The organism is Nitratireductor sp. CH_MIT9313-5 (assembly GCF_037029545.1).
Taxonomy (GTDB): Bacteria; Pseudomonadota; Alphaproteobacteria; order Rhizobiales; family Rhizobiaceae; genus Chelativorans.
The window spans coordinates 135,332-162,015 of record NZ_JAYMER010000011.1 but is presented as its reverse complement, the minus strand read 5'-3'; the positions used below and the strand labels follow the sequence as shown (position 1 = coordinate 162,015).

Sequence of the window (26,684 nt, the reverse complement as noted above, 5' to 3'; positions counted from 1 at the left end):
CCGGTCAGTGCCGGGCTTTGTTCGTTTCAGAGCCTAATCGTCTATCGACTCGCCGGGATAGACACCCCAGATCGATGCTTGGCGCATCCAGCCCTTGTGGCCGTCGAAGCGCATGCGGCACCAGGTGCCGTTGCACAGCTCAACCTCGCCAATGGCACCCGGTTCGATCTGTGCGAGTGTGCGTGCGCCTTCCTGGGGCTCTGAGTACAGAGGCAAATCCGCCTGTTTGCCCTTGAACCAGGGAGCGGCGATTGCCGTGCGCTTGCCCGAAAGCAGTGCCTGGTTGATCCAACCTTCCGCACCTTCGGCATCGCGCACGCGGCGCCAGTTGTCATATTCCTGAACGATCTCCATCGGCAGGCCTGACTTCACATACATCCAGTCAACGGAATAGTTGCGGCCAGGTCCGACACGCATATTCACCCGGCTCGATTTCAGCGAGACGAATCGCGGCAGCGGGAGGCCACTTGGCCCCACCTTCACTGCCGACGTCGTTTCATTGGAGACCTGAGCATGAGCGGGAGCGGTGATCAGCAACGCCAGTCCCACCGCAACCAGCGAAAGACGAGAAAGCCCCAAAAGCGGCATCTGACACTCCTTAAACCCCGATACTGCACTGCGGGCGCATCCTGCCACGACGGCCTGCAGCGTTACGCACACATCTCCACCTGGTTTTTCTTTGTCTTCGCGCAGCCTGCTTGGTAGACATCAAGGCGCTCGGCCGGACCAGGCGGTGACGGCAAGACAGGAATTGTCGCCGATCTTGGTTAAAGAGGTCTCAACAGACGCGTTTCGAGGTATTCATGGCAGGCAGCAAGAAGCCCCTTGTCGTCATCACCCGCAAATTGCCCGACCAGGTCGAGACGCGGATGCGCGAATTGTTCGATGCGCGCCTGAACCTCGAAGACCGACCGATGACCCAGCCGGAGCTGGTGGCCGCCATCCGGGAGGCTGACGTGCTGGTGCCAACCATCACGGATCGCATCGACGCCGCTCTTATCGAGCAGGCCGGGCCAAATCTGCGCCTCATCGCCAATTACGGCAATGGTGTCGACAATATCGATGTCGCCGCGGCTGCTGCCAAGGGCATTACCGTCACCAATACGCCCAATGTCCTCAACGAGGACACGGCCGACATGACCATGGCCCTGATGCTGGCCGTGCCACGCCGCCTGACAGAAGGTGCCGAGATCCTGAAGGATGACGGAAAGTGGGCCGGTTGGTCGCCCACATGGATGCTGGGTCGGCGCATCTGGGGCAAGCGGCTTGGCATTGTCGGCATGGGTCGCATAGGCACCGCCGTTGCCCGCCGCGCCAAGGCTTTTGGCCTGTCCATCCACTATCACAACCGCCATCGCGTCGCGCCGATGATCGAGGACGAGTTGGAGGCGACCTATTGGGACAGTCTCGACCAGATGCTGGCCCGCATGGATATCATTTCGGTCAATTGTCCCTCGACGCCGGCAACCTTCCATCTCCTGTCGGCACGGCGCCTGGCGCTGCTTCAGCCGAGTGCCTTCATCGTGAATACCGCGCGCGGCGACATTGTTGATGAAGACGCGCTGATCGAGATGCTTGAACAGGGCAAGCTCGCCGGTGCGGGCCTCGACGTGTTTGAGCACGAGCCTGCCGTCAACAAGAAGCTCGTGAAGCTTGCGGCGCAGGGCAAGGTGGTCATTCTTCCTCACATGGGCTCGGCCACGATCGAAGGCCGCATCGACATGGGCGAGAAGGTCATCATCAATATCCGCACCCTCTTCGACGGCCACCGCCCGCCCGACCGCGTGATCCCCCGCAAGGTGTAGGCGGCAAGGCGCCATATGCCCGGCTTCTAGCGAAGTGTGTTGGCCAGAAACGCGTGGATGCGCTCATCATCGCAGCGCGAAACGTTGAAGCGCATATATCGCCCTGCATCGTCTGCGCATGAGAAGACCTGTCCCGGTGCCAGCACGATGTCGTGGGTCATGGCCTGCCTTGCAATCTCACCTGCATCAAAGCCCTCAGGCAAACGGCACCACAGAAACATGCCTCCATTTGGCGAATATGCGGGAGTGATGCCAATAGGGCGCAGCTTTAGCTCAGTCTCGCGCATTTTTTGCGCAAGGCGCAATCGCACATGGTCCAGATGCTTGCGATAGGAGCCATCTTCCAGCAGGCTCAACACAAGCTTTTGCGAAAAGGCATCGCTGCCAAAACTCGTGGCGATCTTCAGATCGACCAGACGCTCTATCCAATCGGCCCGTGCCGCTATGTAGCCACAGCGGATGCCTGCCGAGAGGGTCTTGGAGAAGCTTCCGATCTGAACCACGGATTCGAACCCGTCGAATGCGGCAAGACGTGGCGCCGGCGCGGTTTCGAAATCGGCGAATATGTCATCTTCAACGATCACCATGCCTGCCTCTTCCGCTGCCTTCAAAACACGATGAGCCTTGACGGGCGAAAGCGCTGCTCCCGTAGGATTATGCAGCGCAGAATTGGTGATGTAGAGGCGCGGCTTTTCACGGCGAAGCGTCGCTTCGAAAATATCCATGTCCGGCCCATCATCCAGATATGGCGCTCGAACAATCCGCACCCGATGTGCCTTCAGAAGGGTCTGGAAGTTGAAGTAGCAAGGGTCATCCAGAAGCACGCAGTCGCCCGGCTCGATCAGCAAGCGGCAAACAAGATCGATCGCCTGTGTGCCCGATCCCGTTAGCAGTATCTGGTCCGGGGCCGCTGTCACGCCGTTATCTGCAAAACGGGCGGCCAGTCTCTGCCGCAATGCCGCCTCTCCCATGGGAGAGCCATATTCGACCAATGCGTCGCCTTCCTCACGCGCCATTTTGCGAAGCGCTCGTGTAAGCGCCTTTTGCGGCATCCAATCCTTCGGCAACCAGCCGCAGCCGGGCATCAAGGTGCCGGACGCAGGTTCAAGTGACAGGCGGGACACCCAGAACGGGTCTATCTCCCGTTTTGCCGACTGGCGGGGCGAAAGTTGTAGCGGAGCGGCTCGTGCGCTGACGTAGAAACCAGACCCCTTGCGCGCGACTATCTCCCCATTGGCAACGAGTCGATCATAGGCTTCCACGACCGTGGCCTTCGAGACCTTCAATGCCGCTGCCGTCTGGCGGATGGAAGGCAGCCTTGCGCCTGGCAGCAGGGCCCTGCTGGCTATGCGCCTGCGCATGTTCTCCATCACGTCCCGCGTCAGCGTGCCATGCGTGGAGCCTCCGAACCGTACCGCTTCTTTCACCATTACAGTTTCCCCAAATTGTCCTGAAACATCTCTGTTTCTGAAGAACAGGGCAAGCCAGAAGCAGATGGTAGCCGTCTTGAATGGGAATCCTGAGAAATGAAAACAACCTGGCTGGGCTTCATCAACGGGCTGCTCGGAGTGGCGATATTCAGCGGCTCACTGCCTGCCACTCGGCTGGCGGTCGCAGGCTTCGATCCGCTTTTTCTCACTGCAGCACGTGCCCTCTTGGCCGGCATTCTTGCAGTCGGGATTATTGCAGCACTGCGCCCAGCGCGCCCGCACCGCAATGAAGTCAACTCGCTTGCCGTGATAGCAGCCGGAGTGGTCGTGGGTTTCCCGCTGCTGACAGCACTGGCGCTGGAGACGATAACCGCCGCGCGTTCCATCGTCTTTATCGGGCTGCTTCCAATCGCGACGGCCATATTCGGCGCCATGCGCGGTGGGGACAGACCGCACCCGATGTTCTGGCTCTTTTCGGTTCTCGGCAGTTCCCTTGTGGCGGGATACGCAGTCGCGAGTGGTGGAGGCCAGGCCTCCTCAGGCGATCTCTACATGTTGGCCGCAATCCTTATCTGCGGCCTTGGCTATGCGGAAGGCGCGCACCTTTCCCGCAGCCTTGGCGGATGGCAGGTCATATGCTGGGCTCTGATCTTGTCACTGCCATTCATGTTCGCAGGAAGCCTTTTCCTGCTTCCCGCCACATGGGACGGCATCAGTATATCATCCTGGGCGGGCCTGGCTTACGTCTCCGTCTTCTCAATGTTGGTCGGGTTCATATTCTGGTATCGCGGACTGGCTCAGGGAGGCACTGCAGCGGTGAGCCAGCTTCAACTGCTTCAGCCGTTCATGGGCTTGTGTCTTGCAGCGCTTATTCTGGGTGAAACCATCGATCCACTGATGGGTATTGTCACCTTCGGGGTCATATGTTCCGTGGCTTTGGCACGGCGATACGCAAAGAGATACCCGGATTCCCGCACGGCGGCGAAAGCCTGCATCCGCCAATCTCAAGAGCCATAGCTGATCGTCTCGAAACGTGCGGCAAGCGCGTCGTAGAGCAGCAACCGTCCAAGCAGCGGCTCACCGATGCCGGTCACGAGCTTGATGACTTCCATGGCCTGCAGCGAACCCATGACGCCGGTCAGCGCGCCTACGATACCCGCTTCCGCGCAGCTTGGGACGACACCCGCAGGCGGGGGCTCGGGAAAGAGTTCGCGATAGGAAGGGCGCCGGTTGCCCTTCTCATCCTTCTCGTAAGGCTTCAACACCGTCAGCGAGCCATCGAACCGGCCTACCGCGCTTGTCACGAGCGGCTTTTTCTCCGCCAAACACATATCGGCAAGGAGATAGCGTGTCGCGAAATTGTCGGAGCCATCGACCACGACGTCGTATTGGCGCACCAGCGCCGCGGCATTGGTTTCATCTAGCCTGAGGTCATGGGGCACAAGGCTCACATGTGGGTTGAGACGCTCAACCGCACCAGCTGCACTTTCCACCTTCTTTTCGCCAACCATGCCGGTTGCGTGCAGCACCTGGCGCTGAAGATTGGACAGGGAAACCACATCATCATCAACGACGCCGATCGTTCCGATACCGGCTGCTGCAAGATAGAGAATGACCGGAGCGCCAAGACCGCCTGCACCCAGCACCAGTACACGGGCGCGCTTCATCTTCTGCTGGCCCGCGCCGCCTATCTCCGGCAACACGATGTGGCGGGCATAGCGTTCAAGCTCATCGGGGCTCAAGCGGGCATCGCTCACGGCTCCATCTCCTTCACACTGCCACTGGATACGGTGAGGAACATCGCCTTGCCGCCGAGACTGTCAAAGAGGCTGGCCTCCGTTCCCGTCATGAATGCCTGGCAGTTGATCTCTTCAAGAATGGCAAACAGGGCAGCCCTTCGGTCGGCATCGAAATGCGCCGATATCTCGTCCAGCAGAAGCACAGGTGCCGTGCCCGACATTTCTGCCGTCAGCCTTGCATGGGCGAGAACAAGGCCCAGAAGCAGCGCCTTCTGCTCGCCGGTGGAGCAACGCTCGGCAGGCATGTCCTTCGGCTCGTGGCGCACGAGCAGTTCGGTACGATGCGGACCTTCAAGTGTTCGCCCTGCTGCCCGGTCACGCCAGCGGCCATCGGCCAGGCGGGCGCGAAAATCCTCTTCGACATCCACGGCCGGACGCTGCCCGATCTGCGCATCCACCGGCCCTTCAAGCGCCAGAAGCGCCTTGGGAAAAGCACCATCTGCAGGCAATCGGGCGATCATGGCCGTCAGAAGGCGAATCATCTCCGCACGTGCTGCCGCGATTGCCACGCCCGTTTCTGCCATCTGTGTCTCGATGGCTGCAAACCACCCATCGTCGCGCACCTCGTCGGCAAGCAGGCGGTTTCGCTGGCGCATGGCCTTTTCATAGTCGAGCGTGCGCCTTCCATGGGCGGGGTCTATGGCAAGAACCAACCGGTCCAGAAAGCGACGACGGTCGGCGGCCGGGCCGGTGAAGAGCGTGTCCATGGCGGGTGTGACCCACATGACGCGCAGATATTCCAGAAGCGCATCCGCATTGCGCGCGGCTTCGCCATTGATGCGCACGCGGCGCCCGCTTTCCCCCGGCGCCACGCCAACCGTCCCGGTGCCGATGGCACATTCGTCGAATGGCCCGTGCAGATTGGCGTGCACGCCGAAGCCGCCGGTCGCGCCCACGCGTGCGACCTCATCCAGCGTCGCGCGGCGCAGTCCGCGACCTGGCGAGAGAAAGGAGACCGCTTCCAGAAGATTGGTCTTGCCCGCGCCATTCTGCCCCGTCAGCACGACGGGACCGGGTTTGAGCGCGAGTGAAAGCGTCTGATAGTTTCTGAAATCGGTCAGCGCGAGGCGTGAGAGGTAAACCTGCTCAGGCCGCCTCGCCTGCTGATCCTGCGCGGGCTTGTTCGTCACACCCGCATCGGCATCAGGACATAAAGCGTCGCGGTGTCGGACGTGTCCTGGATGATCGTGGGTGAACCGGCATCAGCCAGCATGAACTTCGCGTCGGAGCCTGAAAGCTGGCCTGCAACATCGAGCAGGTAGCGCGCATTGAAACCGATCTCGATCGGATCGGACTCGTAACCTGCGGGAATTTCTTCCGTTGCGCTGCCCGAATCGGGATTGTTGACGGTGAGCGTCACCTGTCCTTCCGTGATGGAAAGCTTAACCGCGCGGCCACGCTCGGACGAGACGGTGGAGACACGATCGACCGCGGCCGAGAAGCTCTGGCGGTCGATGATCAGTTCCTTGTCATTGCCGGTCGGGATCACGCGCTGGTAATCCGGGAATGTACCGTCGATCAGTTTTGAAGTCAGAACGATTGCGCCGATGGTGAAGCGGATCTTGGTTTCAGACAGCTCGACCGTTACCGCCACATCGGGATCATCGACCAGCTTCTGCAATTCACCAACGGTCTTGCGCGGAATGATGATGCCGGGCATGCCCTCGCAACCGGCCGGCGCCTCGATTTCGGCACGCGCAAGGCGGTGGCCGTCGGTTGCGACCGAACGCAGCTTCAGCTTGCCGTCCACCTCCACGGCGTGGAAATAGATACCATTGAGATAGTAGCGCGTTTCCTCGGTCGAAATCGCGAACTGGGTCTTGTCGATCAGGTCACGCAGATCGGACGATTCCATGCGGAACATGTGCGAGAAGCCGCTTGCCGCGAGTTCGGGGAAATCCGCCTTGGGCAGGCACTGCAGGCGGAAGGAGGAGCGACCAGCGGCAACCGTCATGGAGTTGCCGCTCTCGTCGAGCTTCAGCATCACTTCCGAGCCGTCAGGCAGCTTGCGCACGATGTCGTGCAGCAGATGGGCAGGAACGGTCGTCGCGCCTGCCTGCTCGACATTTGCAGCCGTGGCTTCCGTAACCGAGAGGTCAAGGTCGGTGGCCTTCAGTTCGAGGCTTTGACCGTCAGCCGACAGCAACACATTGGACAGGATCGGGATCGTGTTGCGCCGCTCAACCACGCGGTAGACGTGGCTCAGGGATTTCAGAAGATTAGAGCGTTCCAGAATTACGCGCATGACCAGTCAATCTCGCCCTGTGAAAAATGCTCGGTCGGACCGGAACGGCCCGCTTGCAACGCACCCTTGAAGATGCGCCGAATTTCGCTGCAAACTGACAGGAAATAAGAACGAAAGGCAAGCCCGCGCAAGTCGCGCAGGCTTCAGCCTGTTGGTTTCTGGGGAAAAGCCAAGGTGCCGGTTCGACACCTCGGCGGGGAGCCTTAAGCCTGATCGCTGATCAGACGCTTCAGGAGTTCGATTTCCTGTGCCAGCTGCCCGTCATCGCTCGACAGGCCTTCGATCTTGCGTACGGCGTGCAGCACCGTGGTGTGATCGCGGCCACCAAAGCGCCGGCCGATTTCCGGCAGGGAGCGCGGGGTGAGTACCTTGGACAGATACATCGCCACCTGACGCGGCTTCACGATGGTGCGGGTGCGGCGGTTCGACAGAAGCTCCGTCTTCGACACATTGTAGTGCCGCGCGACGATCCGCTGAATGTCTTCGATGCGCACGCGCTTGGGCTCACCTGCTCGGCAAACCGGCCCGAGAATCTCGTCAATACGCTCCAGCGTGATGTTGGGCTCGAAGGAATGACGGAAGACGAGCTGGTTGAAGGCGCCTTCGAGCTCGCGTCCGCTGCCGGTCACGGTGCGTGCGACATGCTCGAGAACCTCTTCCGGGATATCCAGTGAGTTGTCTTCGGTTTTCGCCGAAGCAAGGCGCTGCTTGAGCATGGCAAGGCGCAGCTCATAGTCGGGTGCTGCAATTTCCAGCGAAACACCACCATTGAGGCGCGACTTCACACGTGGCTCCAGCGATTCCAGTTCGGAAGCCGGACGGTCGGCGGCCACCACGACCTGCTTGGCGCTGTCGAGCAGCATGTTCAAGAGGTGGCAGAACTCGTTCTGGATCGACTTGCCCTGCAGGAACTGCATGTCGTCGATGATCAGAAGATCAATGTCGCGCAGCTGTTCCTTCAGGGTCAGCGCATTATTGTCGCGGATCGCGGTGGCAAAGCGCCACATGAAATATTCAGCCGTCAGATAGACCACGCGAGCCTGCGGGCGGCGCTCCAGGGAAGCAGCGGCGATGGCCTGCAGAAGGTGAGTCTTTCCCAGCCCCACGGATGCATGGAGGAAGAGCGGGTTGAACCGGGCGGCGGCAGAGGCGGATTCGGCAACTGTGCGCGCGGCAGCACATGCCACGCGATTGGAGCCGCCTTCGATGAAGGATTCAAAGGTATAACGGCTGTCGAGGGGCGAGCCGAAGATGTTCGGACGGGCAGACTGTTCCGCACGAGCGACCGGTGCGGCAGGTGTGCGCTCGTTGCGGGTGTTGGGCAGATTGTTCGCGCCAAGTGCGGTCTGTGGCTGCGGCATGACCTTTCGCGTCGTTGCGGTCTTGGCATCGCTGCGCGGTGCAGTGTGGCGGGTTGCCGTGCGGACCACGACTTCCACCTTGAGCACGGACTTGTCTTCGCGCTGCCAGAGCTCGGTGATCAGGTCGAGATAGTGCCCGTTGATCCAGGAGCGGAGGAAAGCGGTCGGCACGGAAATGCGCACAAGCCCCTTGGAAGCCTCAGCCACTTTCATGCGACCGAACCAGCTTGAATAGACCTCGGTACCAAGACGCGCCTTGAGCTGTGCCCTTACACGCTCGAAAACTGCCTCTGCACCTGCCGCCCCGTTCATTCCGTCGCCCTGCTTTTCTGCATTGTTATAAGAGAATCCGCCCTCAGTTTCTCTTTCAGCGCCGCTTTGCATCCCTGTATCCCTGCTTTTTATAAAGTCCTGAGAAGGCTTTTCGCCATTCATCCCCGTGATCATGCCGCTTGCGGCATCACCCTACTTATCTCTTTCCTCGTATCGTCAACCTCTTTCCCCTGTCGTCAGGCACAAGAACAGCGCTTCCGGCCTCTACCAGAACGCGAACTCTCTCCAACTTTCGAGCGTATCCTATACGACCCCAACCCACATTCGTGAGCGCACAGCTTCTCCGTTACGCGGCCATAGGACCACGTCACAACCCTCGCCTTTTCTGGCTGTTTTTCAGGCCACGGGCCTGCGCTCTCGATGGGTAGACATTACCGAAAACCCTGTGGAAAGGGCAAGTATGCGGCTAAGCCTTTTTTGGCTGAATCTTCTCATTGCGTAGCTCGTCGAATGCAACTTTTGAGCGCCTGGCTCGGATAAGCCTTTTGGATTCAAGTACCTTTTCAAATGGTGACCGCTCGCCAGCCAATCTGCAAAAAAATCTTAAAAAAGAGGCTTGACTCTGAGGCAGCCTGAAGCGCTGTAGATGACTGTTCACATCCTGTGGATAACATTTCGTAAGCCGCTGGATTCACTTAACAATCCGCTCTGAAAGCCGGTTTTGGCGCGAGTCTTTAAGACAAGGTTCCTAGAGACTCAGGTTAATATGCCGACCAAACAAACACAAAAAGCGCCGCCACGCATGAGGCATGGCAACGGAAAGAAATTCGGCGGCAAAGAAAAACCCGGCACCAGGCCGGGTTGTTCGCGCGACTCTTGCGCCTATCAGGCGTTCAGGGCCTTTACACGCTGTGCGAGTCGGGAAACCTTCCGCGACGCGGTGTTCTTGTGCAGAACGCCCTTGGTCGCAGCACGCATCAGCTCCGGCTGTGCAGCCTTCAGAGCTTCCTGAGCTGCCGTCTTGTCACCAGCGACCAGCGCTTCCTCGACCTTGCGCACGAAGGTGCGCACGCGCGAGCGACGGTTCTTGTTAACCGCAGTACGGCGGGCAATCTTGCGAACCGCCTTCTTGGCCGAAGTCGTATTGGCCATTAGGACCTCTCTCGTTCATCTGTCGCAGCCGGTCGGCGTCTCAACCAGTCGGGCCGCATTATCGGGAAAACAAAAAGGGCAGCCAGCGGCCACCTCAGTCGGGCGGCTTATAGTTCACTCATGGGCGTACGTCAACGATTGTCTTAGCGGTTCTTGAACTGCGCGGAACGCTTTTCGCTGAATGCCGCCATACCTTCCTTCTGATCATCGAGTGCAAACATGGCATGGAAGACCCGACGCTCAAAACGAACGCCCTCGGAGAGCGTGGTCTCGTAAGCGCGGTTGACAGCTTCTTTCGTCATCATGACAGCCGGCATGGAGAATTCGGCGATCTTGCCCGCCACCTTCAACACCTCTTCCAGAAGCTCGCCCGCGGGCACGACGCGTGAGACCAGCCCACTGCGCTCTGCCTCCTCGGCATCCATCATGCGGCCGGTCAGGCACATTTCCATCGCCTTGGACTTGCCGACGAAGCGGGTGAGGCGCTGGGAACCGCCCATGCCCGGCATGACGCCGATGGTGATTTCAGGCTGACCGAAACGGGCATTGTCCGCAGCAATGATGAAGTCGCACATCATAGCAAGCTCGCAGCCACCACCCAGGGCATAGCCCGCCACCGCGGCGATGACAGGTTTGCGCACCCGCGTCAGAGCATCCCATCCGGAGAACATGTCCTCCATATAGGTCTCGATATAGGTCTTGGGCTGCATCTCCTTGATGTCAGCACCGGCGGCGAAGGCCTTCTCGGAACCGGTAATGACAATCGCGCCGATCTTGGCATTCTCGTCGAAAGCCTGCGCGGCACGGACGATCTCGTCCTGCACCTGGGCATTCAGCGCATTCAGCGCCTTTGGCCGGTTCAGCGTGATGAGACCGACGCGGCCGCGGGTCTCCACCAGGATGGTCTCATATGCCATGGAAGTCCTCTCTGATTGCTTGCGCTCATGGTTAGCTAACGCTGGCAGGAGGGGCAATAGAAAGTGGAGCGGCCATTCTGCACAACGCGTTTGACCGTGCCGGTGCATTGCGCACGCGGACAGGCGACGGCCTCTCGGTCGTAGACGCTGAAGCTGTGCTGGAAATAGCCAAGCGAGCCGTCGGTCTGCGCGTGATCGCGCAATGTGGAACCGCCGGATGCGATGGCTTCGGCGATCACCGCGCGGATGGCCTGCGCCAGGCGTGCTGCACGGGGCGTTGGTTGTCCCGCCCTTGTCACAAGCGTCGAGGCCTTCCGACGCGGAGAAAGCCCGGCACGCCACAGCGCTTCGCACACATATATATTTCCCAGGCCCGAGATGAGGCTCTGATCCATGAGTGCCGCCTTGAGCGAGGTTGACCTGTTGGCGAACATGGTTGCCAATGCCTCGGCTGACAGCGCATTTCCGGTCGGCTCCAGTCCAAGATGCGCCAGCAGGGGATGATCATGCAAATCCGCCCCGCTCGTTGAAAGCATGAACCCGAAACGCCGCGGATCATTATATACGACCCGCAACGGCTCCTGCCCTGCCGAGCGCAGGTGAAAAATCACATGATCATGCTTCTGGTCCCGCGAGCGTGCGATGTGAAACTGGCCAGGTGTCTCGGCGCCATCGCCATATTCCACGCGGAAGGAGCCTGACATGCCAAGATGGCAGATCAGGACCTGCCCGTTCTCCAGATGGATCAGAAGATATTTCGCCCGCCGGCCAAGGGCGGAGATCTTCTGTCCGGCGACCGATTGCGCCAAGCCTTCGGGAAAGGGGAAGCGCAAGTCCGGCCGCCGGAGCTCCAGGCGCTCGATCCGGGCACCTTGCATGGCAGGTTCGAGCCCGCGGCGAACCGTTTCGACTTCCGGCAGCTCAGGCATCCGGCGCCTTCAGAAACGATTGTCCGTGCGGGCCTGCAGCAAGGCCAAGATGCTCTGCCAGCGTTTCCCCGATATCGGCAAAGGTCCCACGCATACCGCGTGCTCCTGCCCCTATGCCCGGCCCGGTTCCGATAACGGGGACCTGCTCGCGCGTGTGATCGCTCCCAGGCCATGTGGGGTCGCAACCGTGGTCCGCGGTCAATATGAGGAGGTCGCCTTGCTGCAGACGCGCCAGCGCTTCCGGCAGACGCCGATCAAATGCCTCAAGCGCTGCAGCGTAGCCTGCAACATCGCGGCGATGGCCATAGAGGGAATCGAAATCGACGAAATTGGCGAAGACCAGATCGCCCGCGCGTGCATCCTCAATCGCCTTCAGCGCCGCATCAAAAAGCGCCTCATTGCCGGAAGCCTTGTACAGCTTGCCCACACCCTGATGCGCGAAGATATCGCCGATCTTGCCTACAGCGCGGACGGTGCCTCCGGCTTGCGTCACGCGATCCAGCAGTGTGGGCTCCGGCGGCGGCACCGCATAGTCACGCCTGTTGCCCGTGCGCTCGAAGTCCGCCGCGCTTTCGCCAACAAATGGGCGAGCGATAACCCGGCCGATCCGGTAGGGATCAACCAGCTCCCTCACCGTCTCGCAGAGTTCATAGAGGCGCTCCAGGCCGAAATGCTCTTCATGGGCGGCAATCTGGTAGACCGAATCGGCCGACGTGTAGCAGATTGGCTTTCCGCTTTTGATGTGCTCCTCGCCGAGGCGGGCGATGATCTCGGTGCCTGACGCATGGCAATCGCCAAGGATGCCGGGGATCTTGCCTTGCGCTATCACAGCCCGTGTCAGCTCTTGCGGAAAGGCGGGACTCGTATCGGGGAAATAACCCCATTCGAACGGCACCGGAACGCCAGCGATTTCCCAATGCCCCGAAGGCGTGTCCTTGCCGCTCGAAATCTCCTGCGCAGAGGCATAGAAGCCGGTTATCGCATCGTCTTCAAGCGGCGACTTTCCGGCAGCGATACCTGCTGCACCTTCAAGTCCCAATGCATTCATGTTCGGCAAGGACAGGGGACCAGCACGAAGGCCGTCACGGTCTGCTTTTCCTGCAGCGCAGGCAGTAGCAATATGGCCGTAGGTGTCGGCCCCCTCATCACCGAACTGGGCAGCATCCGGCGCGTGGCCAATTCCAAAAGAGTCCAGAACGAAAAGAAAGGCGCGCGCCATTGGTGTGGGTCCGGGAAAGGCTGTTTGTCTCGCGCTCTAAGTAGGCAGTGCGACCGGGATTGGCAAACCCGATCTCTTCCGCGTCAACCTGTCTGTTGCAGTCTCGCCGGTTAAGCCACCATAAAGTGTGGCGCCGGTAGTATCTGGCCTGACTTTCCATTTGGAGCACGAGAAGTTGAAACTCCCCCGTCTGCTTTCGCTCGCTGGTATGAGCGCTTCACTGGTACTGGCCACCGGTGCCACGTCAAAGCCGAAGGAAGAGGATTGGCGATCACAGGTTCCAACCTTTCGGATCGGGCTTGTGGAGCAGCATCCGCTTGCGCAGGATCGCGAGGCCATTGCGCGCATTGAGAAGGCCTATTCGGAAGCTTTGGGCCTGCAGGCGCGTGTCTATGTGGCGCCAGACTTCCAACGTCTCATGCAGGCGCAGGCGGACGGGAGAGTGCTTTACGGCATCTATTCGTCGACCGCCTATGCTGCTGCCAGCCTGTTCTGCAACTGCATCAAGGCCTTCGCTGCCCCCAAGAGCGCGAATGGCGCATCCGGCATCTCAAGCGTTCTGATCTTCCGCAAACCTGCACCGGAAAGCATCGATGAGATTGATGATTTCAAGATTGGCACCGGGCCTTCAGACAATCTGACCGCACATCTGCTGCCAGTGCGAAACATCGCACCGGACGGCCTGCCATTGTCAGGTGAGGAATCGTTTCTGGTGAAGGCAGAAAGCGCCAGCGCGTTGGAGGCGCTGTTTCTCAAGAAAGAGGTAGATGGGCTATTCGGCTGGGAAATGGCGACCGATGACAGCCAGGCCACCGGCACATTGGAACGACTCGTAGAGAAGGGTCTCGAACCGGACGCCAGCGAGGTCATCTGGCGCTCGGACAAGGTCCCCTTCGGCCCGCACGCGATGCGCAGCGATCTGCCCAAAGAGTTGTTCGAGATCGCACAGACATTCCTGATCGACCTGAAAGAGAAGGATATCGAACTCTACGAGATGCTCGAGCCGATCCGGCAGGGCGGTTTCGGTGCGATCTCACATGAGGATTATCAACCGGTCATGGACGTGCTTGACCAGTGACATCTGCTGCTCAACAGTCTCCACAATCAATGCTTGGCGACATTCTGGGACGCAGAAAATAGCGTTCGCTCATATTGATGCTGTCGAATGCTGCAACCAGTCCTGTCGACTTCCGTCCAGATGCGGACCAGGTGATGACCGGAGCATAATCAAGGGAAGAGATGGCACGAACCAGAAAGGTGTTGGGGATCAGCAAACTGTCCGGCACCGCAACTTCGGTGTCCTTGCTCAGACCCCTGGTGAAATTGCCGTCCTGCATTTTCCGCGACCACGTGACCAGAGCTTTCGGCTCTTTCTCGTCCGTAATCTTGATGCCTACGATCTCGACTTCCACATTGGACCGAGCATAGGGCTGCAGGATTGACTCCCCGATCTTCATGATCGCATCGAGGTCATTTCTGTCCACGGAACCGGCTTGAGTGACAAGATCAGCGACCTGGCTGGCAACGCGGCCGACCTTCTTGTTGGTGTCGATCGCCTGCGAGAATTCCATGGTCAGAAAATACAGCGCCAGCATAACCGGCACAATGAAGGCAAATTCGACGGCAGCGACGCCGGAGGTCTCGTGACGAAACCGTTTGACCACACCCTGCATGACGCCGAGTTTCATCCGAGCAAATCCAAGTAATCTATTCATCATTCACTCCCCACTCGATCAGAGCACTAATCGAAAGGCTCGTTTCTCCAAGTGTTGGCGGCGAAAAGCAGCGCCTTGCCATCCGGAAGGTTGGACATGCGCTTGCGCATGATGTCGGTGATGACTGGCCAGCGATAAAAGACACGCAACATTACCGGTGAAAGCGGACCGCCGGGATCAATGCGAAACTCGGAAGTGTCGAGGTCGCCGTTTGGTGTCCACTTGATCCGCACCCTGGAAGCCTCTTCGAAGCTTGCATATGCGCCAAGGTCAACTTCCAGACCCGGACAGCCTGCTGACACCAGGAACGAAATGCGGTCGCAAATGATCGTTTGAAGCTTTCCATCGACGAGGTCCGCCTGCTTCAGCTGCCCGGTCCGTACCTGGCGGGCTATATCGTCTGTCGCATTGGCCACGAGTTGTTGCGCCGCAAAAGCAATGCAGGATTCCAGTATGGCGAAAAGCAGCAGAAAGAACGGGAAGGCCAGCATTGCGAATTCGATCGCAGCCACGCCTTTCCGGTCGCGCATATAGCGGCGCAACAGACCCTTTGGCGTCACGCGCTTGATATTCTCGCTTCTGTCTTGCGTATTGCCCATTGCCCCGATCCTGCGATCTACCTCCAGGGCATCATAAGCGCGAGGCGTTTATGTGTGGTTCTGTCGGCACATCCAATTTGAAACGCTCTTTGAAGCCCCAGTTAACCAAAGCCCACGCAGCTTAGTTGCTGCCAAATTCCGCTTCGGACTGGCGTTCCGCATCGGTCTTGAAGGCGCCCTCACAATAAGGTGTGCAAGAGAGCGTCTGGATGTCAGAGCGTCTAAAGACACGAACGGAATTTGCCGCCTGCCGCGAGACAACGATCTGCTCGTCCACGATCGGTTGGCCGTTTTCGTCAAGAACGACCATGTTCGTCACTCCGAAGCCACGGCCCGTGAGCACAATCGTGTTCGCGTCCTGCACCGTAGCGTCGGCGATTTCCGGGTTGCCGATGATGACCGTATCCGCGGCTCGGGCCAGCTTGACGATTTTCGCCTGGTGCATGGTCACGCCGATGCCATTGGCAGATGCCGTACCCGCTGCAACGGCCAGCAGCGCAGCCAGTGCCGCACTCTTTATATAAGGAACAGTCTTCAACATTCGTGGCCACTCCCGCCAATACCAGGCGCGATCCGTCACCGCGCAAAAAGAACCCGACGACATGGTGCAGCAGAATGGTGAATCGGCAGTTAAACCCTGGCGATCGGGACAGGCGGAGGAAAACTAAAACTTTCCAGTCTTCACCGACGCTTCATTAACCACGGCAGCGGCATTGCTATAGGAAGGAAGTGTTAACCAGCTTTGTTAAGCCGGTTGCAAGAGCTCCCGCGTAGGTTGGCCTCATCCGATCGAGACGAAAGAAACTTCGACGGAAGTGCTGTTCAAAAAACCTGGATTAGGAGTTCTCAAATGTCCAAGCTCTTCGCACGTTTCATGAAAGACGAGTCCGGCGCAACCGCCATTGAATATGGCCTGATCGCCGCTCTGATCGCTGTTGGCATTATTACCGCTGCCACGACCCTTGGCGACAATATCTCGTCCACCTTCGACACCGTTTCCGACGAACTTACGGGCGGCTGATCGTTTAGCATTCAAAAAAAGGCGCTGCCGCAGAATGCTGGCGGCGCCTTCTTTTCATAGCAGATACCTTTCGTTCCGGAGGATGAACAGGAATGCTCCCAGCCGCGATCTTCGTCATCTTCCCTTTCTGCATGGCATTCGCTGCTGTCAGCGACATGCTTTCGATGACGATTGCCAATCGCGTCTCGGCCCTTCTCATCATTTCCTTCGCAGTCCTGGCACCGCTCACCGGCATGGAATGGGCGCAATACGGGATGCATTTCGCGACTTTTGCGGCCTTGCTGGCCACCACATTTGCGCTTTTTGCCTTTGGCGGAATGGGCGGTGGTGATGCGAAGCTGATCGCGGCAACCGGCCTCTGGTTCGGATTTTCTCCGGCTCTTGCCGAATATCTCATCTATTCATCGCTTGCAGGCGGTGGCTTGACGCTTGCAATCCTGAGCTTCCGCAAGTCCGGCCTCAGCGTGATTGCAGGCAACAATCTCTTCCTGCGCAACTTTGCTGACAGTTCCGTCGGCGTGCCTTACGGCATTGCGCTTGGATTTGGCGGCCTGATGGCGTTCGCGGGCTCACCGCTTGTCGTTTGGGCGCTCGCAAGCCTGGCGCATTGATCACCAACATCTTCTGCAAATGAAAAGGCCGCAGCTGATGCCGCGGCCTGATTTGTTCTGTAGCGCCGATCTGCCTTACCGGCATTCGCCGCGGTGCAGAATCCGGTAGTCCTGCGCACGTGCCGAACACGCATTGCCGAAAGTGCGAACGCTGTTGCCGCGACGGGCACAGACCGGTGCATATTCCCGCGTGCAGACGCGATCCGGCCGCTCTGACTGGGGCGGGCGGCGGCGGCACTCGCCGGGATGGATCGGACGCCAGCCTTCAGCGCGTGCGGTGCAGGCATTGCCGAAGGTGCGCTGCCGGTCCCCACGGACAGCACAAACCGGCTCATATTGCTGTGTGCAGACCTGCGGCCGATCCGGACGCGGCGGCGTCGGACGTACCGGCCCCTCTTCCACCACAACCGTACAGCTGGTGATGATGAATGCGGCTGCGGAAAGAACCGAAAGCCGGATTGTGTTAGAGATCAGTGACAATGCTCATTCCCTCCGAAAAAGCCCGATAATGCCGAACCGGCGGCAGGCTTGCAGGTTCCAAACTAGCGCAATCGACCCAGAAGTTCACGATCAGGAAAGCAGGTGGTTAACTCTTCCCTACGCTCCTGCCAGACACCGATTGAGCGCCTGGTCTTGAAGCCGACCAGCCCATCGGCTCCGCCGACATCGAATCCCTGCGCCTCCAGGCTACGCTGCATGGCTGCCACCTCTCCCCGCGTCATGGCGTCCACCTTGCGCCACGGCGTCTGGAAGGTGATGTCGCCATACATGATCCGGTCGGCCGCATGACCGACAAAGAGAGCGTACAGATCGCTCTCATTATAGTCCTTTAAGCGATAGAAGTTCGGCGTGACGAGGAAGGCCGGGCCGTATCGTCCGGCAGGCAACATCAGATAGGCTTCGCCATTCAGCTCGTGTGCGGGGAACGCCTTGCCGCCAACACGGTTGATGCCGAAAGACTGCCACTCCCGGATCGTCCTTCCGCGATCAGGTCCTTCCAGTGCACATGACACATTGTTGGGCAGCACCACCTCGAAACCCCAGTCACGCCCGCGCACCCACCCGTGAACCGCGAGATAATTGGCGATGGAAGCAAGCGTGTCGGCTTCAGAGTTCCAGATATCGGCACGCCCGTCGCCATCGCCATCCGCAGCAAATTTCAAATATGAGGTCGGCATGAACTGCGGCTGTCCCATCGCGCCAGCCCAGGACGATTTCATCTGGCGTGGATTGATGCCCGACTGTTGCACCATTCTAAGGGCTGCCAGCACTTCCGCGCGGAACATGTCCTTGCGGCGCGAGAGAAAGGCCTTCGTGCCCAGCACCTCGAAGGCGTCATGCGGGATCTTCGCGTTCCCAAAGCCCGATTCGCGTCCCCAGATCGCCAGAACGATGCCGCGCGGCACGCCATAGCGCTTCTCGATAGCGGCCAGGGTTGAAGCATGGCGCGAGGCCATGCTGCGTCCACCGGAAACAACACCGCCAATATGCTGGAAATAGGCTGAAGGGGCGCGAAACTCCGCCTGGTGCTGTTTGCCGTCCACCGGCGCCTGCTTTCCGGGGATCTCCAGATCAGGCAGGTCAAGCTTCAGCCGCGTGCCCGCAAATGCCGCATTGAAGGTCGCCTGCGACACACCTTGCGCGCGCGCAGCCGGCCACAGATCGTTGGCCAGCCACTGGCGATACTGATCTTCCAGTGAAGCGGAAGCCGGCACCATGCCGGCAAGAATCGCAATGAGGGCGAGAAGCCATGTCCTGAAGGACAGGCCAGGCAAGTTTTTCAGCATCCGGCACCCGTTTTGTCAGTCGAAGGCCGTGCGTGATTTCAGGGCAGCGGCCAGCGTTCCCTCGTCAAGATAGTCGAGTTCGCCGCCGACGGGAACGCCATGAGCCAGGCGCGTTACCTTTACTTCAAAATCGGAGAGCTGGTCGGTGATGTAATGCGCCGTCGTCTGGCCCTCGACCGTGGCATTCACGGCAAGAATGATCTCCGAAACACCACCTTCCGCCACACGGGAGACAAGGCTGCGAATGTTCAGGTCATCTGGACCCACGCCATCCAGCGGTGACAGCGTGCCGCCAAGCACGTGGTAGCGCACATTCATGGCCGAAGCCCGTTCGAGCGCCCAGAGGTCAGACACATCCTCCACCACGATCAGCGTCGCATCCTCACGTCGCGGATCGGTGCAGATGGTGCATGGATCACTGGTATCGACATTGCCGCAGCGCGTGCAAACCTTCACCTTCTCCGCTGCTTCCGCCATTGCGGCAGAAAGCGGGAAGAAGAGCTGTTCCTTCTTCTTGATCAGATGAAGTGCCGCCCGTCTGGCCGAACGCGGCCCAAGCCCCGGCACCTTGGCCAGAAGCTGGATCAGTCTTTCGATTTCGGGACCGGCGGTGGGTTTTGGCATGATTGGGTAGTGAATGGTGAATGGTCAACAGTGAACGGCAGAAGAAGTGAGCAGCTAACAGACAAGGGAGCGCTGCCGTTACAGCACCGCGCCCCATTCACCATTCACCAATTCCCAATGCACCACTAAAACGGCAACTTCATCCCCGGAGGGATCGGCAGTCCTGCTGTCATTTCCTGCGTCTTCTCCTGCATGGCCGCCTCGACCTTGGCCTTGGCGTCGTTATGCGCGGCGAGGATCAGGTCTTCGAGGATCTCGACATCGTCTTCCTTGAAGAGAGACGGGTCGATCTCCAGCTTCCTCATCTCGAATTTGCCAGAGAGGACAACTTTCACCGAACCGCCGGCCGCCTGGCCTTCAGCTTCCATCTGGGCGATTTCTTCCTGCATGGCCTGAAACTTGGCCTGCATTTCCTTCGCCTTGCCCATAAGACCCATCAGGTCGCGCATGGCTTATCTCCAGTTCTGCTTGAGTTCAGTCTTCATCCGCCTCGTCGGGATCGACAGGCACTTCGTCCTCGATCGCCGTTTCGGCTTCAACATCATCGTCGGTGGCATCGGGGATGCGCACATCCAGCACCTTTGCACCGGGAAAACTCTTCAGGATCGCAGCGACGGTCGGATCGGCCTTGGCGTCGGCAATCACGGATTCGCGCCTGCTCGCCTCCTGATCAAACAGCGTATCGCTGCCCTCTTCGCGCGACAAGGTCACGATCCAGCGTCGGCCCGTCCATTCCTTGAGCCGGTTGGTCAGATCACCAAGAAGCGTTTTCGGGGCATCCGGCGTCAGATTGACCTCAAGCTTGCCCGGCTCGATCGAGACCAGCCGCACGCACCGCTTGAACTGCACCTTGAATGCCATGTCGCGGTGCTTGTCGGCGAGGTTGGCAATGTCGGCCAGCGATTTCAGCGGGACGGCATCCTGCGCGGGCTCCGGCTCAGCCTGCGGTGCCGTGTGGAACTGCGGTGCCTGCTCGTCCTGCACCAGCCTCATGGTACGGCCGTCGGTGGAAGCCGTTTGATAGCTCTGACTTGCGACAGCCTGCGCGCCACCGCCACCCGTATGGGCGCCGCCGCCGCTGCCATTCGGCCTTGGGGCGGCTCCACCGCCTGACGGCTGATTTTCAAGCTGCTTCAATGCCTCGTCCAGCGTCGGCAGATGAGCGGCATGGGCAAGTCTTATCAGCACCATTTCAGCAGCCGCGACCGGACGGTTGGAGTGCTGGACCTCCTGAATGCCTTTCACCAGCATCTGCCATGCACGTGAAAGAACACGAACCGACAGGCCTTGTGAGAATTCCAGCCCGCGCGTGCGCTCATCAGGCGAAAGCGAGGCATCATTGGCCGCGTCCGGCACGAAGCGGATGCGCGTGACGAGATGGTTGAACTCCGCCAGATCGGTCAGCACCGTCGCCGGATCGGCACCGGCGTCATACTGGTTGCGGAACTCGCCAAGTGCAGCAGCCACGTCACCCTTCATCAGGTGCTCGAACAGATCGATCACGCGGGCGCGGTCGGCCAGGCCCAGCATGTCGCGCACGGTTTCAGCCGTCACCGCGCCGGAAGAGTGGGCAATTGCCTGATCCAGAATGGAAAGGGAATCGCGCACCGAGCCCTCGGCCGCGCGTGCCACCATCGCCAGCGCCTCGTCCTCGACGCTCACGCCTTCCTTGTCCGAGATCTTCTTCAGATGCTCGGTCAGAAGGCTGGAATCCACCCGGCGCAGATCGAAGCGCTGACAGCGTGAGAGTACCGTAATCGGAACCTTGCGGATCTCGGTGGTGGCGAAAATGAACTTCACATGGGGTGGCGGCTCCTCAAGCGTCTTCAGCAGGCCGTTGAAGGCCTGCGTGGAGAGCATGTGCACCTCATCGATGATGTAGACCTTGTAGCGCGCGGAAACCGGCGCATAGCGCACCTGGTCGATGATCTCGCGAATATCGTCGATGCCGGTATGCGAAGCGGCGTCCATCTCGACCACATCGACATGGCGGCCTTCCATGATGGCTTCGCAATGCTCGCCGGGGACGGTCAGATCAATGCTCGGCTGATCGATCGTATCGGTCTTGTAGTTAAGGGCGCGGGCGAGAATGCGGGCCGTCGTCGTCTTGCCCACACCACGCACACCGGTCAGCATCCAGGCCTGCGCAATGCGGCCAGTGGAGAACGCATTGGTGAGCGTTCGCACCATCGGCTCCTGGCCGATAAGCGTGGAGAAATCCTGCGGTCGGTATTTGCGCGCCAGAACCCGGTAGGCGGCAGTCTTGCCCTGTTCGCTCTGACCGGCGTCAGCCATGAAAAATGCGCGCTCCCGTGATCGGCGAAAAGGCTTCGCCGCTACTTGCCGCTCACAGTGTCCCTGTCGTGCGCGAACACGTCAAGACGGACCTCGAGCGAAATGGAAGGTGGGAGGCTGGCACGGTGACCCGTGCCGAGGCTCGTTAGGGCTGCTTCCTTCCGGACCTGACCCGGTTGGCGAGTGGCTCGTCCACCACCAACCTCCCGCGCTCCATATCGTCAATTAGAGAGCGGATTGCAAGGGGGCTGTCTACACGAGACGCGATGTCGCTTGCGACAACATGCCCACATTTTGCCACATAAACGAACCCATCATGGGCCTGCCCGGTGCGAACCAGCATTTCCCGCACCCAGGCTGAAGTTCATTTCAGGTGCTCCGACGTTTTTTTTCCAATGGAGCATGATGACAGGAGTATTGTAGAGCCTGTGCACTCAGCATTTTGTCCAGATATCCACACAAGCACGCCCGGCAACATCATGTTTCTTGCCATGGGTGGCCTTGTGATCGGCCTCGCTTTTTCCACTGCCGTCTGGCAGCTCATTACCCGCAAAGGGCAATTGCGCCTGTTGTGGCTGATCCCGATAGCCATGCTTCTGTTCGGCACGGCCGACATTCATTTCGACCTTACCTCCCCTGCTCCGCCAAGGGCCGATCCCGACGCGCTGCTCGTCGGGGTGCAACAGGCCTCGCTCCGCCTGGGGGTGTGGTTGCTTTATTCGGGGCTGCTTCTTGTCATCCTTGCCATGTCCACGCTGTGGCTCATTGAGCGATTGCGGGAGAGATCGCATAAAGGGCGGGAAACCTGATCGCTGCCAGATCATCGTAAACACAGGGGGACACCCGACATGGGCGAAGAAACCTCATTGCAGCTGGACGACCGACTCGCCCGCGACAGTCACCTCGTCTCAAGGCTGGATCTGTGCGAGCTGCGCCTCGCGAAGGACAGCCGCTGGCCGTGGCTCATACTCGTGCCGATGATCGCAGATGCGGTCGAAATTCATGATCTGAGCGAGGAAAACCAACTCACACTTGCTCGCGAAACCGCAAAGGTGGCGTGCCTTCTCAAACAGATCACCGGCTGCACCAAGATCAACAGCGGTGCGCTGGGCAATGTGGTGCGGCAACTTCACGTACATGTGGTGGCCCGCAATGAAGGAGATGCCGCGTGGCCGGGGCCGATCTGGGGGCACGGCGAGGCCGAACCTTATGATGAGGCCATCCGTCAGAAGCTGATTGGCGCTATCCGGGAGGGGTTGTGACACTTACCGCGCCTTTGCGCCTCTGATCTACCTTCCGCTTGAAGCAGGACGGAGTTGAACCTTGGATCACCGGCTGGGTCTGAATGAACCGAAAGCATCCCTAAAGCTCGCCTTTACAGGCAATCTCATCGATCCGCAGTCGGAAACGCGAAACGAGGAAAGCCTGCCGACGGCGCTTGCCGACCCTCGTATAAGGGTGCTCGTGATGAGCGGCGGTCATCTCTTCATGAAGCAGTCCACCGCGGGCGATGCTGCGTGGCTCACGCTGGATGATGCGCAAGCGCTGGCGGTTGACTTGGAACAGGTCATTTTCCTCGGAAATGACGCGGCTGGCCCGGTGATCGCTGCACCATCCGGCGCAGACCGGGACGATCCGCCGGACGGCTTCAAAGCCGTGCCGTTCCGCGCGCTCTTCGTTGAGGGTCTGGTTGATCCCGCGATACTTGGAGCCGTGGCTCAAGGTGCTTCACTGCTCGCCTGGAATGCCAATCACCGCTTCTGTGGGCGCTGCGGGTCCGAGACGGCTTCCCGTGCAGGCGGTTACCGCCGCTATTGCGAAGCTTGTGATCGCGAACATTTTCCCCGCACAGACCCTGTCGCCATCATGCTGGCGGCGCGGCAGGACCGTTGCATCCTCGGGCGCAGCCCGCATTTCGCGGAGGGCATGTATTCATGCCTGGCCGGCTTCATCGAGCCGGGAGAAACAATCGAATCGGCCGTGCGGCGCGAGACATTCGAGGAATCAGGCATCCGCTTGGGCACGGTCGAATATCTGGCGAGCCAGCCTTGGCCCTTCCCCTATTCGCTGATGATCGGCTGCATCGGCGAGGCGGTCAGCGAGACTGTCGATCCCGATACCAGCGAACTGGAAGATTGCCGGTGGTTTTCGCGCGAGGAGGTGCTGCAGATGCTTGAAGAGCGCCATCCGGACGGGCTGAAACTTCCACCGCCCGGCGCCATTGCCCGCTTCATCGTGGAGCACTGGGCGCGCGGATAAGTCCTATTCCTGCTCGTCTTCCTCGCTCTGCAGGTGGCGGAACTCCTGGCCTTCATAGACGCCCAGGATACGCACTTCGCGGGAGAAGAACCGCAGCTCTTCCAGCGCCAGCGCAACATTGCGGTCGTCGGGGTGTCCCTCGACATCGGCATAAAAGAGCGACGAGAAGAACTTTCCGCCAAGCTGGTAGCTTTCAAGCTTCGTCATGTTGACGCCATTGGTGGCAAAGCCGCCCATGGCCTTGTAGAGCGCGGCCGGAAGGTTGCGCACGCGGAAGATGAAGGTGGTGACCATGAGCTGATCATCATCCTTGCGAACCGCCCACTTCTTCTCCTTGGAAAGAACGACGAAGCGCGTGACGTTGTTTTCCGAGTCCTCGACATTCTCCGCGACGATGTCGAGACCATAGAGCTCGGCTGCGAGACGTGGTGCGAGAGCCGCGTTTGTTCGCACCTTCTCCTCGGCAACGATCCTGGCTGCTCCGGCCGTATCCCCGGCCACCACCGGCTTCCACCGGTTCTTGCGGATGATCTTGCGGCATTGTCCCAGCGCATGGATATGGCTGTAGACTTCCTTGATCTCGGAAACGTCAACGCCCGGCAGAACCATGAGCTGAAAATGGATCGGCAGGAAATACTCGCCCACGATATGCAGCTTGGAATGCGGAAGCAGGTAATGGATGTCGGCCACGCGACCGGCCAGCGTGTTCTCGATCGGGATCATGGCAAGATCGGCCTTGCCGCTCTCCACCGCGTTGAAGGCGTCCTCGAATGTGGCGCAAGGCAACGGCTCCATATCAGGGAACATGTTGCGGCAGGCAGTGTCAGAATTGGCTCCTGGCTCGCCCTGAAAGGAAATCCTGTTGGTCTTCTTCGCCGACATGCTCAACCTAGCTCCTGCCACTCAAAATTTGCCGTGCCCGCTCCAGATCATCCGGCGTGTCTACGCCGAGCGGTAGCGAACTCACGATGGAAACATCGATGCGCATGCCTGCTTCCAGCGCGCGCAACTGCTCAAGCTTTTCGCGCATTTCCAGTGGCGAGGGCTTGAGCGCAACGAAGCGCTCCAGCGCCGGGCGACGATAGGCGTAAATGCCGACATGGTGATAGGCCGGTCCCTCGCCCCAGGGTGCGGCGGCGCGGGTGAAATAGAGTGCGCGCAGCCGGTCTTGCCCGACCCGCGACCCGATGATCTTCACCACATTCGGGTTTTCGATCTCGTTGCGGTCGGTAATCGCGACGCCAAGAGTGGCGATATCCACTTCATCGTCAGCCAGAGGCGCGAGGCAGGTGCGGATATCGGCTGCGGGTATTGTCGGCAGATCACCCTGCAAATTGATGACCGTTTCGACTGCTCCATCCGGATCGAGCGCCTGCAAGGCCTCAAAAATGCGGTCGGAGCCCGATTCGTGCCGCCCTTGGGTGACGAAGGCTTCCGCGCCTTCCAACCGGGCCGCCTCGGCGATTTCAACCGTGTCGGTGGCAACCGCAACGCGCCCGCAATCCGCCTCCAGCGCGCGGGCGACCACCTGCGCAATCATGGGCTTGCCAGCAATGTCGGCCATGGGTTTTCCCGGCAGGCGGGTGGAGGCCATTCGGGCCGGGATCAATATGATATTGGACATAAAGATTATGACTGTGTGGAAAGTGGCAAAAGGTCTCAGTTGGAAACAGTCTTATATGTGTTGCAACATCAGAGCAAAAGACCTAGTTTCCGCGCGATTTTACCGGCAACGGGCCGAACGCGGGGGACACGAGAGTGGCATGAGGGCATGTCGCCTCGCCGCGGCGTCCGGAAAAGGGAGCCTCAGGGCGAATGGACTCGTTTGAACTCAACAAGATCATCGGCGGCTTTCTCGCTGTCGTTTTCGTAATCTTCTCCGTCAGCATCCTGTCCGACACGTTCTTCGCGGCGCATGCGCCGGAAACACCGGGCTATGCGATCGAGGTGCCTGAGCAGGCCGAAGGTGGTGGCGGCGACGAGCCGGCGCAGGAATCCATCCTGCCGCTCATGGCTTCTGCCGATGCCGGCGCGGGTGAAGGCATCTTCAAGCGCTGCCAGGCTTGCCACACGGTTGAGGAGGGCGGCGCCAACAAGGTTGGTCCGAACCTCTATGACATCGTGAACCGTCCGGTCGCTTCGCATGAAGGCTTCGGCTATTCCGCAGCGTTGCAGGAATATGCGCAGGGTGGTGAAGTGGTCTGGGACTACGAAAATCTCGACGCTTTCCTTCTCAGCCCCAAGGGCCTGGTTCCCGGCACCGCCATGGCATTTGCCGGCCTGAAGAAGATCGACGACCGCGCCAATCTGATTGCCTATCTGCGTGAACAGTCTGCAAGCCCCGCGCCGCTTCCCGAGCCGGAAGCAGCCGCCGAGGAAGAGACTGCACCTGCAGAAGGAGAAGCTGCAGCCGAAGGCGAGGCAAATGCCGAAGGTGAAGCTGCACCGGCCGAAGAGGCTGCGCCAGCTGAGGGCGAAGCCGCCCCTGCAGAAGATGCCGCACCTGCAGAAGGTGAAGGCGCTGCTGCCGAGGATGCCCCTGCTGCTCAGGAAGCCGCACCGGCTGAGGAAGCCCCTGCCGATGCAGGTACCGAGGCTCCTGCCGCAGAAACCGAAGCGCAACCGGCGCAGTAGGTTTCGGTT

At 59.8% G+C, this 26,684-nt stretch carries 29 protein-coding genes and 1 other RNA gene; 9 read left to right on the top strand and 21 right to left on the bottom strand.

The window, feature by feature from the left end:
• Positions 1-33: 33 nt before the first annotated feature.
• Positions 34-588 (bottom strand): SH3 domain-containing protein, encoded by a 555-nt coding sequence (locus WA367_RS04845; protein ID WP_336055667.1) that lies wholly within the window; start codon positions 586-588, stop codon positions 34-36.
• A 215-nt stretch (positions 589-803) separates the two neighbouring features.
• Here WA367_RS04845 and WA367_RS04840 point away from each other — a divergent pair, with 215 nt between their 5' ends.
• Entirely contained in the window at positions 804-1,805 is a 1,002-nt protein-coding gene (locus WA367_RS04840; protein WP_336055666.1) for a 2-hydroxyacid dehydrogenase, read from the top strand.
• Positions 1,806-1,831: 26 nt separating this feature from the next.
• On the opposite strand, the gene WA367_RS04835 is transcribed toward WA367_RS04840, so the two are convergent.
• Positions 1,832-3,235 (bottom strand): aminotransferase-like domain-containing protein, encoded by a 1,404-nt coding sequence (locus tag WA367_RS04835; protein ID WP_336055665.1) that lies wholly within the window; start codon positions 3,233-3,235, stop codon positions 1,832-1,834.
• Positions 3,236-3,331: 96 nt separating this feature from the next.
• Between WA367_RS04835 and WA367_RS04830 the strand changes: the two genes are divergently transcribed.
• Positions 3,332-4,252, top strand: coding sequence for a DMT family transporter (locus WA367_RS04830; protein ID WP_336055664.1), 921 nt, complete (start codon positions 3,332-3,334; stop codon positions 4,250-4,252).
• Here the strand turns inward: WA367_RS04830 and WA367_RS04825 are convergent.
• The 8 genes from WA367_RS04825 to WA367_RS04790 all read right to left on the bottom strand — a co-directional run bounded on the left by WA367_RS04825 (position 4,240) and on the right by WA367_RS04790 (position 13,130).
• A complete protein-coding gene (locus WA367_RS04825) occupies positions 4,240-4,992 on the bottom strand; it encodes a molybdopterin-synthase adenylyltransferase MoeB (RefSeq protein ID WP_336055663.1) in 753 nt (250 codons plus the stop codon). The genes WA367_RS04830 and WA367_RS04825 overlap by 13 nt on opposite strands.
• Positions 4,989-6,164, bottom strand: coding sequence for a DNA replication/repair protein RecF (recF, locus tag WA367_RS04820; RefSeq protein WP_336055662.1), 1,176 nt, complete (start codon positions 6,162-6,164; stop codon positions 4,989-4,991). The genes WA367_RS04825 and recF overlap by 4 nt, the downstream gene beginning before the upstream one ends.
• Positions 6,161-7,279: a DNA polymerase III subunit beta gene (gene dnaN / locus WA367_RS04815; protein ID WP_336055661.1), complete on the bottom strand. Its 1,119-nt coding sequence runs from the start codon at positions 7,277-7,279 to the stop codon at positions 6,161-6,163. Before dnaN ends, recF begins: the two co-directional genes overlap by 4 nt.
• A gap of 203 nt (positions 7,280-7,482) precedes the next feature.
• On the bottom strand, positions 7,483-9,024 hold the full coding sequence (dnaA, locus tag WA367_RS04810) for a chromosomal replication initiator protein DnaA (RefSeq protein WP_442935540.1): 1,542 nt from the start codon (positions 9,022-9,024) through the stop codon (positions 7,483-7,485).
• Positions 9,025-9,798: 774 nt separating this feature from the next.
• The gene (gene rpsT / locus WA367_RS04805) at positions 9,799-10,065 is read right to left on the bottom strand and encodes a 30S ribosomal protein S20 (protein ID WP_336055659.1); all 267 of its coding nucleotides are present in this window, start codon (positions 10,063-10,065) and stop codon (positions 9,799-9,801) included.
• 143 nt (positions 10,066-10,208) lie between these two features.
• The gene (locus WA367_RS04800; protein WP_336055658.1) at positions 10,209-10,982 is read right to left on the bottom strand and encodes an enoyl-CoA hydratase; all 774 of its coding nucleotides are present in this window, start codon (positions 10,980-10,982) and stop codon (positions 10,209-10,211) included.
• A gap of 35 nt (positions 10,983-11,017) precedes the next feature.
• Positions 11,018-11,911: a bifunctional DNA-formamidopyrimidine glycosylase/DNA-(apurinic or apyrimidinic site) lyase gene (gene mutM, locus WA367_RS04795; protein WP_336055657.1), complete on the bottom strand. Its 894-nt coding sequence runs from the start codon at positions 11,909-11,911 to the stop codon at positions 11,018-11,020.
• On the bottom strand, positions 11,904-13,130 hold the full coding sequence (locus WA367_RS04790) for a phosphopentomutase (RefSeq protein ID WP_336055656.1): 1,227 nt from the start codon (positions 13,128-13,130) through the stop codon (positions 11,904-11,906). Before WA367_RS04790 ends, mutM begins: the two co-directional genes overlap by 8 nt.
• A 175-nt stretch (positions 13,131-13,305) precedes the next feature.
• On the opposite strand from WA367_RS04790, the gene WA367_RS04785 reads away from it, so the two are divergent.
• Complete coding sequence (locus WA367_RS04785; protein WP_336055655.1) at positions 13,306-14,208, top strand: phosphate/phosphite/phosphonate ABC transporter substrate-binding protein; 903 nt, start codon at positions 13,306-13,308, stop codon at positions 14,206-14,208.
• 10 nt (positions 14,209-14,218) lie between these two features.
• On the opposite strand, the gene WA367_RS04780 is transcribed toward WA367_RS04785, so the two are convergent.
• The 3 genes from WA367_RS04780 to WA367_RS04770 form a co-directional block, all read right to left on the bottom strand.
• The gene (locus tag WA367_RS04780; protein WP_336055654.1) at positions 14,219-14,818 is read right to left on the bottom strand and encodes a TadE/TadG family type IV pilus assembly protein; all 600 of its coding nucleotides are present in this window, start codon (positions 14,816-14,818) and stop codon (positions 14,219-14,221) included.
• A 53-nt stretch (positions 14,819-14,871) separates the two neighbouring features.
• Positions 14,872-15,444 carry a TadE/TadG family type IV pilus assembly protein gene (locus WA367_RS04775; RefSeq protein WP_336055653.1) on the bottom strand — a complete coding sequence of 191 codons (573 nt, stop codon included), beginning with the start codon at positions 15,442-15,444 and terminating at the stop codon, positions 14,872-14,874.
• A 121-nt stretch (positions 15,445-15,565) separates the two neighbouring features.
• Entirely contained in the window at positions 15,566-15,985 is a 420-nt protein-coding gene (locus WA367_RS04770; RefSeq protein WP_336055652.1) for a pilus assembly protein N-terminal domain-containing protein, read from the bottom strand.
• Between the two features lie 309 nt (positions 15,986-16,294).
• Here WA367_RS04770 and WA367_RS04765 point away from each other — a divergent pair, with 309 nt between their 5' ends.
• Both WA367_RS04765 and WA367_RS04760 read left to right on the top strand, forming a co-directional pair.
• Positions 16,295-16,465 carry a Flp family type IVb pilin gene (locus WA367_RS04765; protein WP_336055651.1) on the top strand — a complete coding sequence of 57 codons (171 nt, stop codon included), beginning with the start codon at positions 16,295-16,297 and terminating at the stop codon, positions 16,463-16,465.
• A 92-nt stretch (positions 16,466-16,557) separates the two neighbouring features.
• Positions 16,558-17,076, top strand: a complete 519-nt coding sequence (locus tag WA367_RS04760; protein ID WP_336055650.1) for an A24 family peptidase — start codon at positions 16,558-16,560, stop codon at positions 17,074-17,076.
• Between the two features lie 75 nt (positions 17,077-17,151).
• On the opposite strand, the gene WA367_RS04755 is transcribed toward WA367_RS04760, so the two are convergent.
• From WA367_RS04755 to ffs, 6 genes are all read right to left on the bottom strand, one after another.
• Positions 17,152-17,556 (bottom strand): Kazal-type serine protease inhibitor domain-containing protein, encoded by a 405-nt coding sequence (locus WA367_RS04755; RefSeq protein WP_336055649.1) that lies wholly within the window; start codon positions 17,554-17,556, stop codon positions 17,152-17,154.
• Positions 17,557-17,618: 62 nt separating this feature from the next.
• Entirely contained in the window at positions 17,619-18,863 is a 1,245-nt protein-coding gene (locus WA367_RS04750) for a lytic murein transglycosylase (protein ID WP_336055648.1), read from the bottom strand.
• A 15-nt stretch (positions 18,864-18,878) separates the two neighbouring features.
• Positions 18,879-19,487, bottom strand: a complete 609-nt coding sequence (recR, locus tag WA367_RS04745; RefSeq protein ID WP_036483176.1) for a recombination mediator RecR — start codon at positions 19,485-19,487, stop codon at positions 18,879-18,881.
• 125 nt (positions 19,488-19,612) lie between these two features.
• Complete coding sequence (locus WA367_RS04740) at positions 19,613-19,936, bottom strand: YbaB/EbfC family nucleoid-associated protein (protein ID WP_336055647.1); 324 nt, start codon at positions 19,934-19,936, stop codon at positions 19,613-19,615.
• 25 nt (positions 19,937-19,961) lie between these two features.
• Entirely contained in the window at positions 19,962-21,782 is a 1,821-nt protein-coding gene (locus WA367_RS04735; protein ID WP_336055646.1) for a DNA polymerase III subunit gamma/tau, read from the bottom strand.
• 109 nt (positions 21,783-21,891) lie between these two features.
• An RNA gene (ffs, locus tag WA367_RS04730) (signal recognition particle sRNA small type) lies at positions 21,892-21,989 on the bottom strand.
• 272 nt (positions 21,990-22,261) lie between these two features.
• On the opposite strand from ffs, the gene WA367_RS04725 reads away from it, so the two are divergent.
• From WA367_RS04725 to nudC, 3 genes are all read left to right on the top strand, one after another.
• Positions 22,262-22,591, top strand: a complete 330-nt coding sequence (locus WA367_RS04725; RefSeq protein WP_336055645.1) for a hypothetical protein — start codon at positions 22,262-22,264, stop codon at positions 22,589-22,591.
• A 39-nt stretch (positions 22,592-22,630) separates the two neighbouring features.
• Positions 22,631-23,044: an HIT family protein gene (locus tag WA367_RS04720; RefSeq protein WP_336055644.1), complete on the top strand. Its 414-nt coding sequence runs from the start codon at positions 22,631-22,633 to the stop codon at positions 23,042-23,044.
• A gap of 61 nt (positions 23,045-23,105) precedes the next feature.
• Positions 23,106-24,041, top strand: a complete 936-nt coding sequence (gene nudC, locus WA367_RS04715; RefSeq protein ID WP_336055643.1) for an NAD(+) diphosphatase — start codon at positions 23,106-23,108, stop codon at positions 24,039-24,041.
• A 3-nt stretch (positions 24,042-24,044) separates the two neighbouring features.
• On the opposite strand, the gene WA367_RS04710 is transcribed toward nudC, so the two are convergent.
• Complete coding sequence (locus tag WA367_RS04710) at positions 24,045-24,923, bottom strand: prephenate dehydratase (RefSeq protein WP_336055642.1); 879 nt, start codon at positions 24,921-24,923, stop codon at positions 24,045-24,047.
• A gap of 7 nt (positions 24,924-24,930) precedes the next feature.
• Positions 24,931-25,665, bottom strand: coding sequence for a 3-deoxy-manno-octulosonate cytidylyltransferase (locus WA367_RS04705; protein ID WP_336055641.1), 735 nt, complete (start codon positions 25,663-25,665; stop codon positions 24,931-24,933).
• Between the two features lie 191 nt (positions 25,666-25,856).
• Here WA367_RS04705 and WA367_RS04700 point away from each other — a divergent pair, with 191 nt between their 5' ends.
• Positions 25,857-26,675, top strand: coding sequence for a c-type cytochrome (locus tag WA367_RS04700; RefSeq protein ID WP_336055640.1), 819 nt, complete (start codon positions 25,857-25,859; stop codon positions 26,673-26,675).
• Positions 26,676-26,684 lie beyond the last annotated feature (9 nt).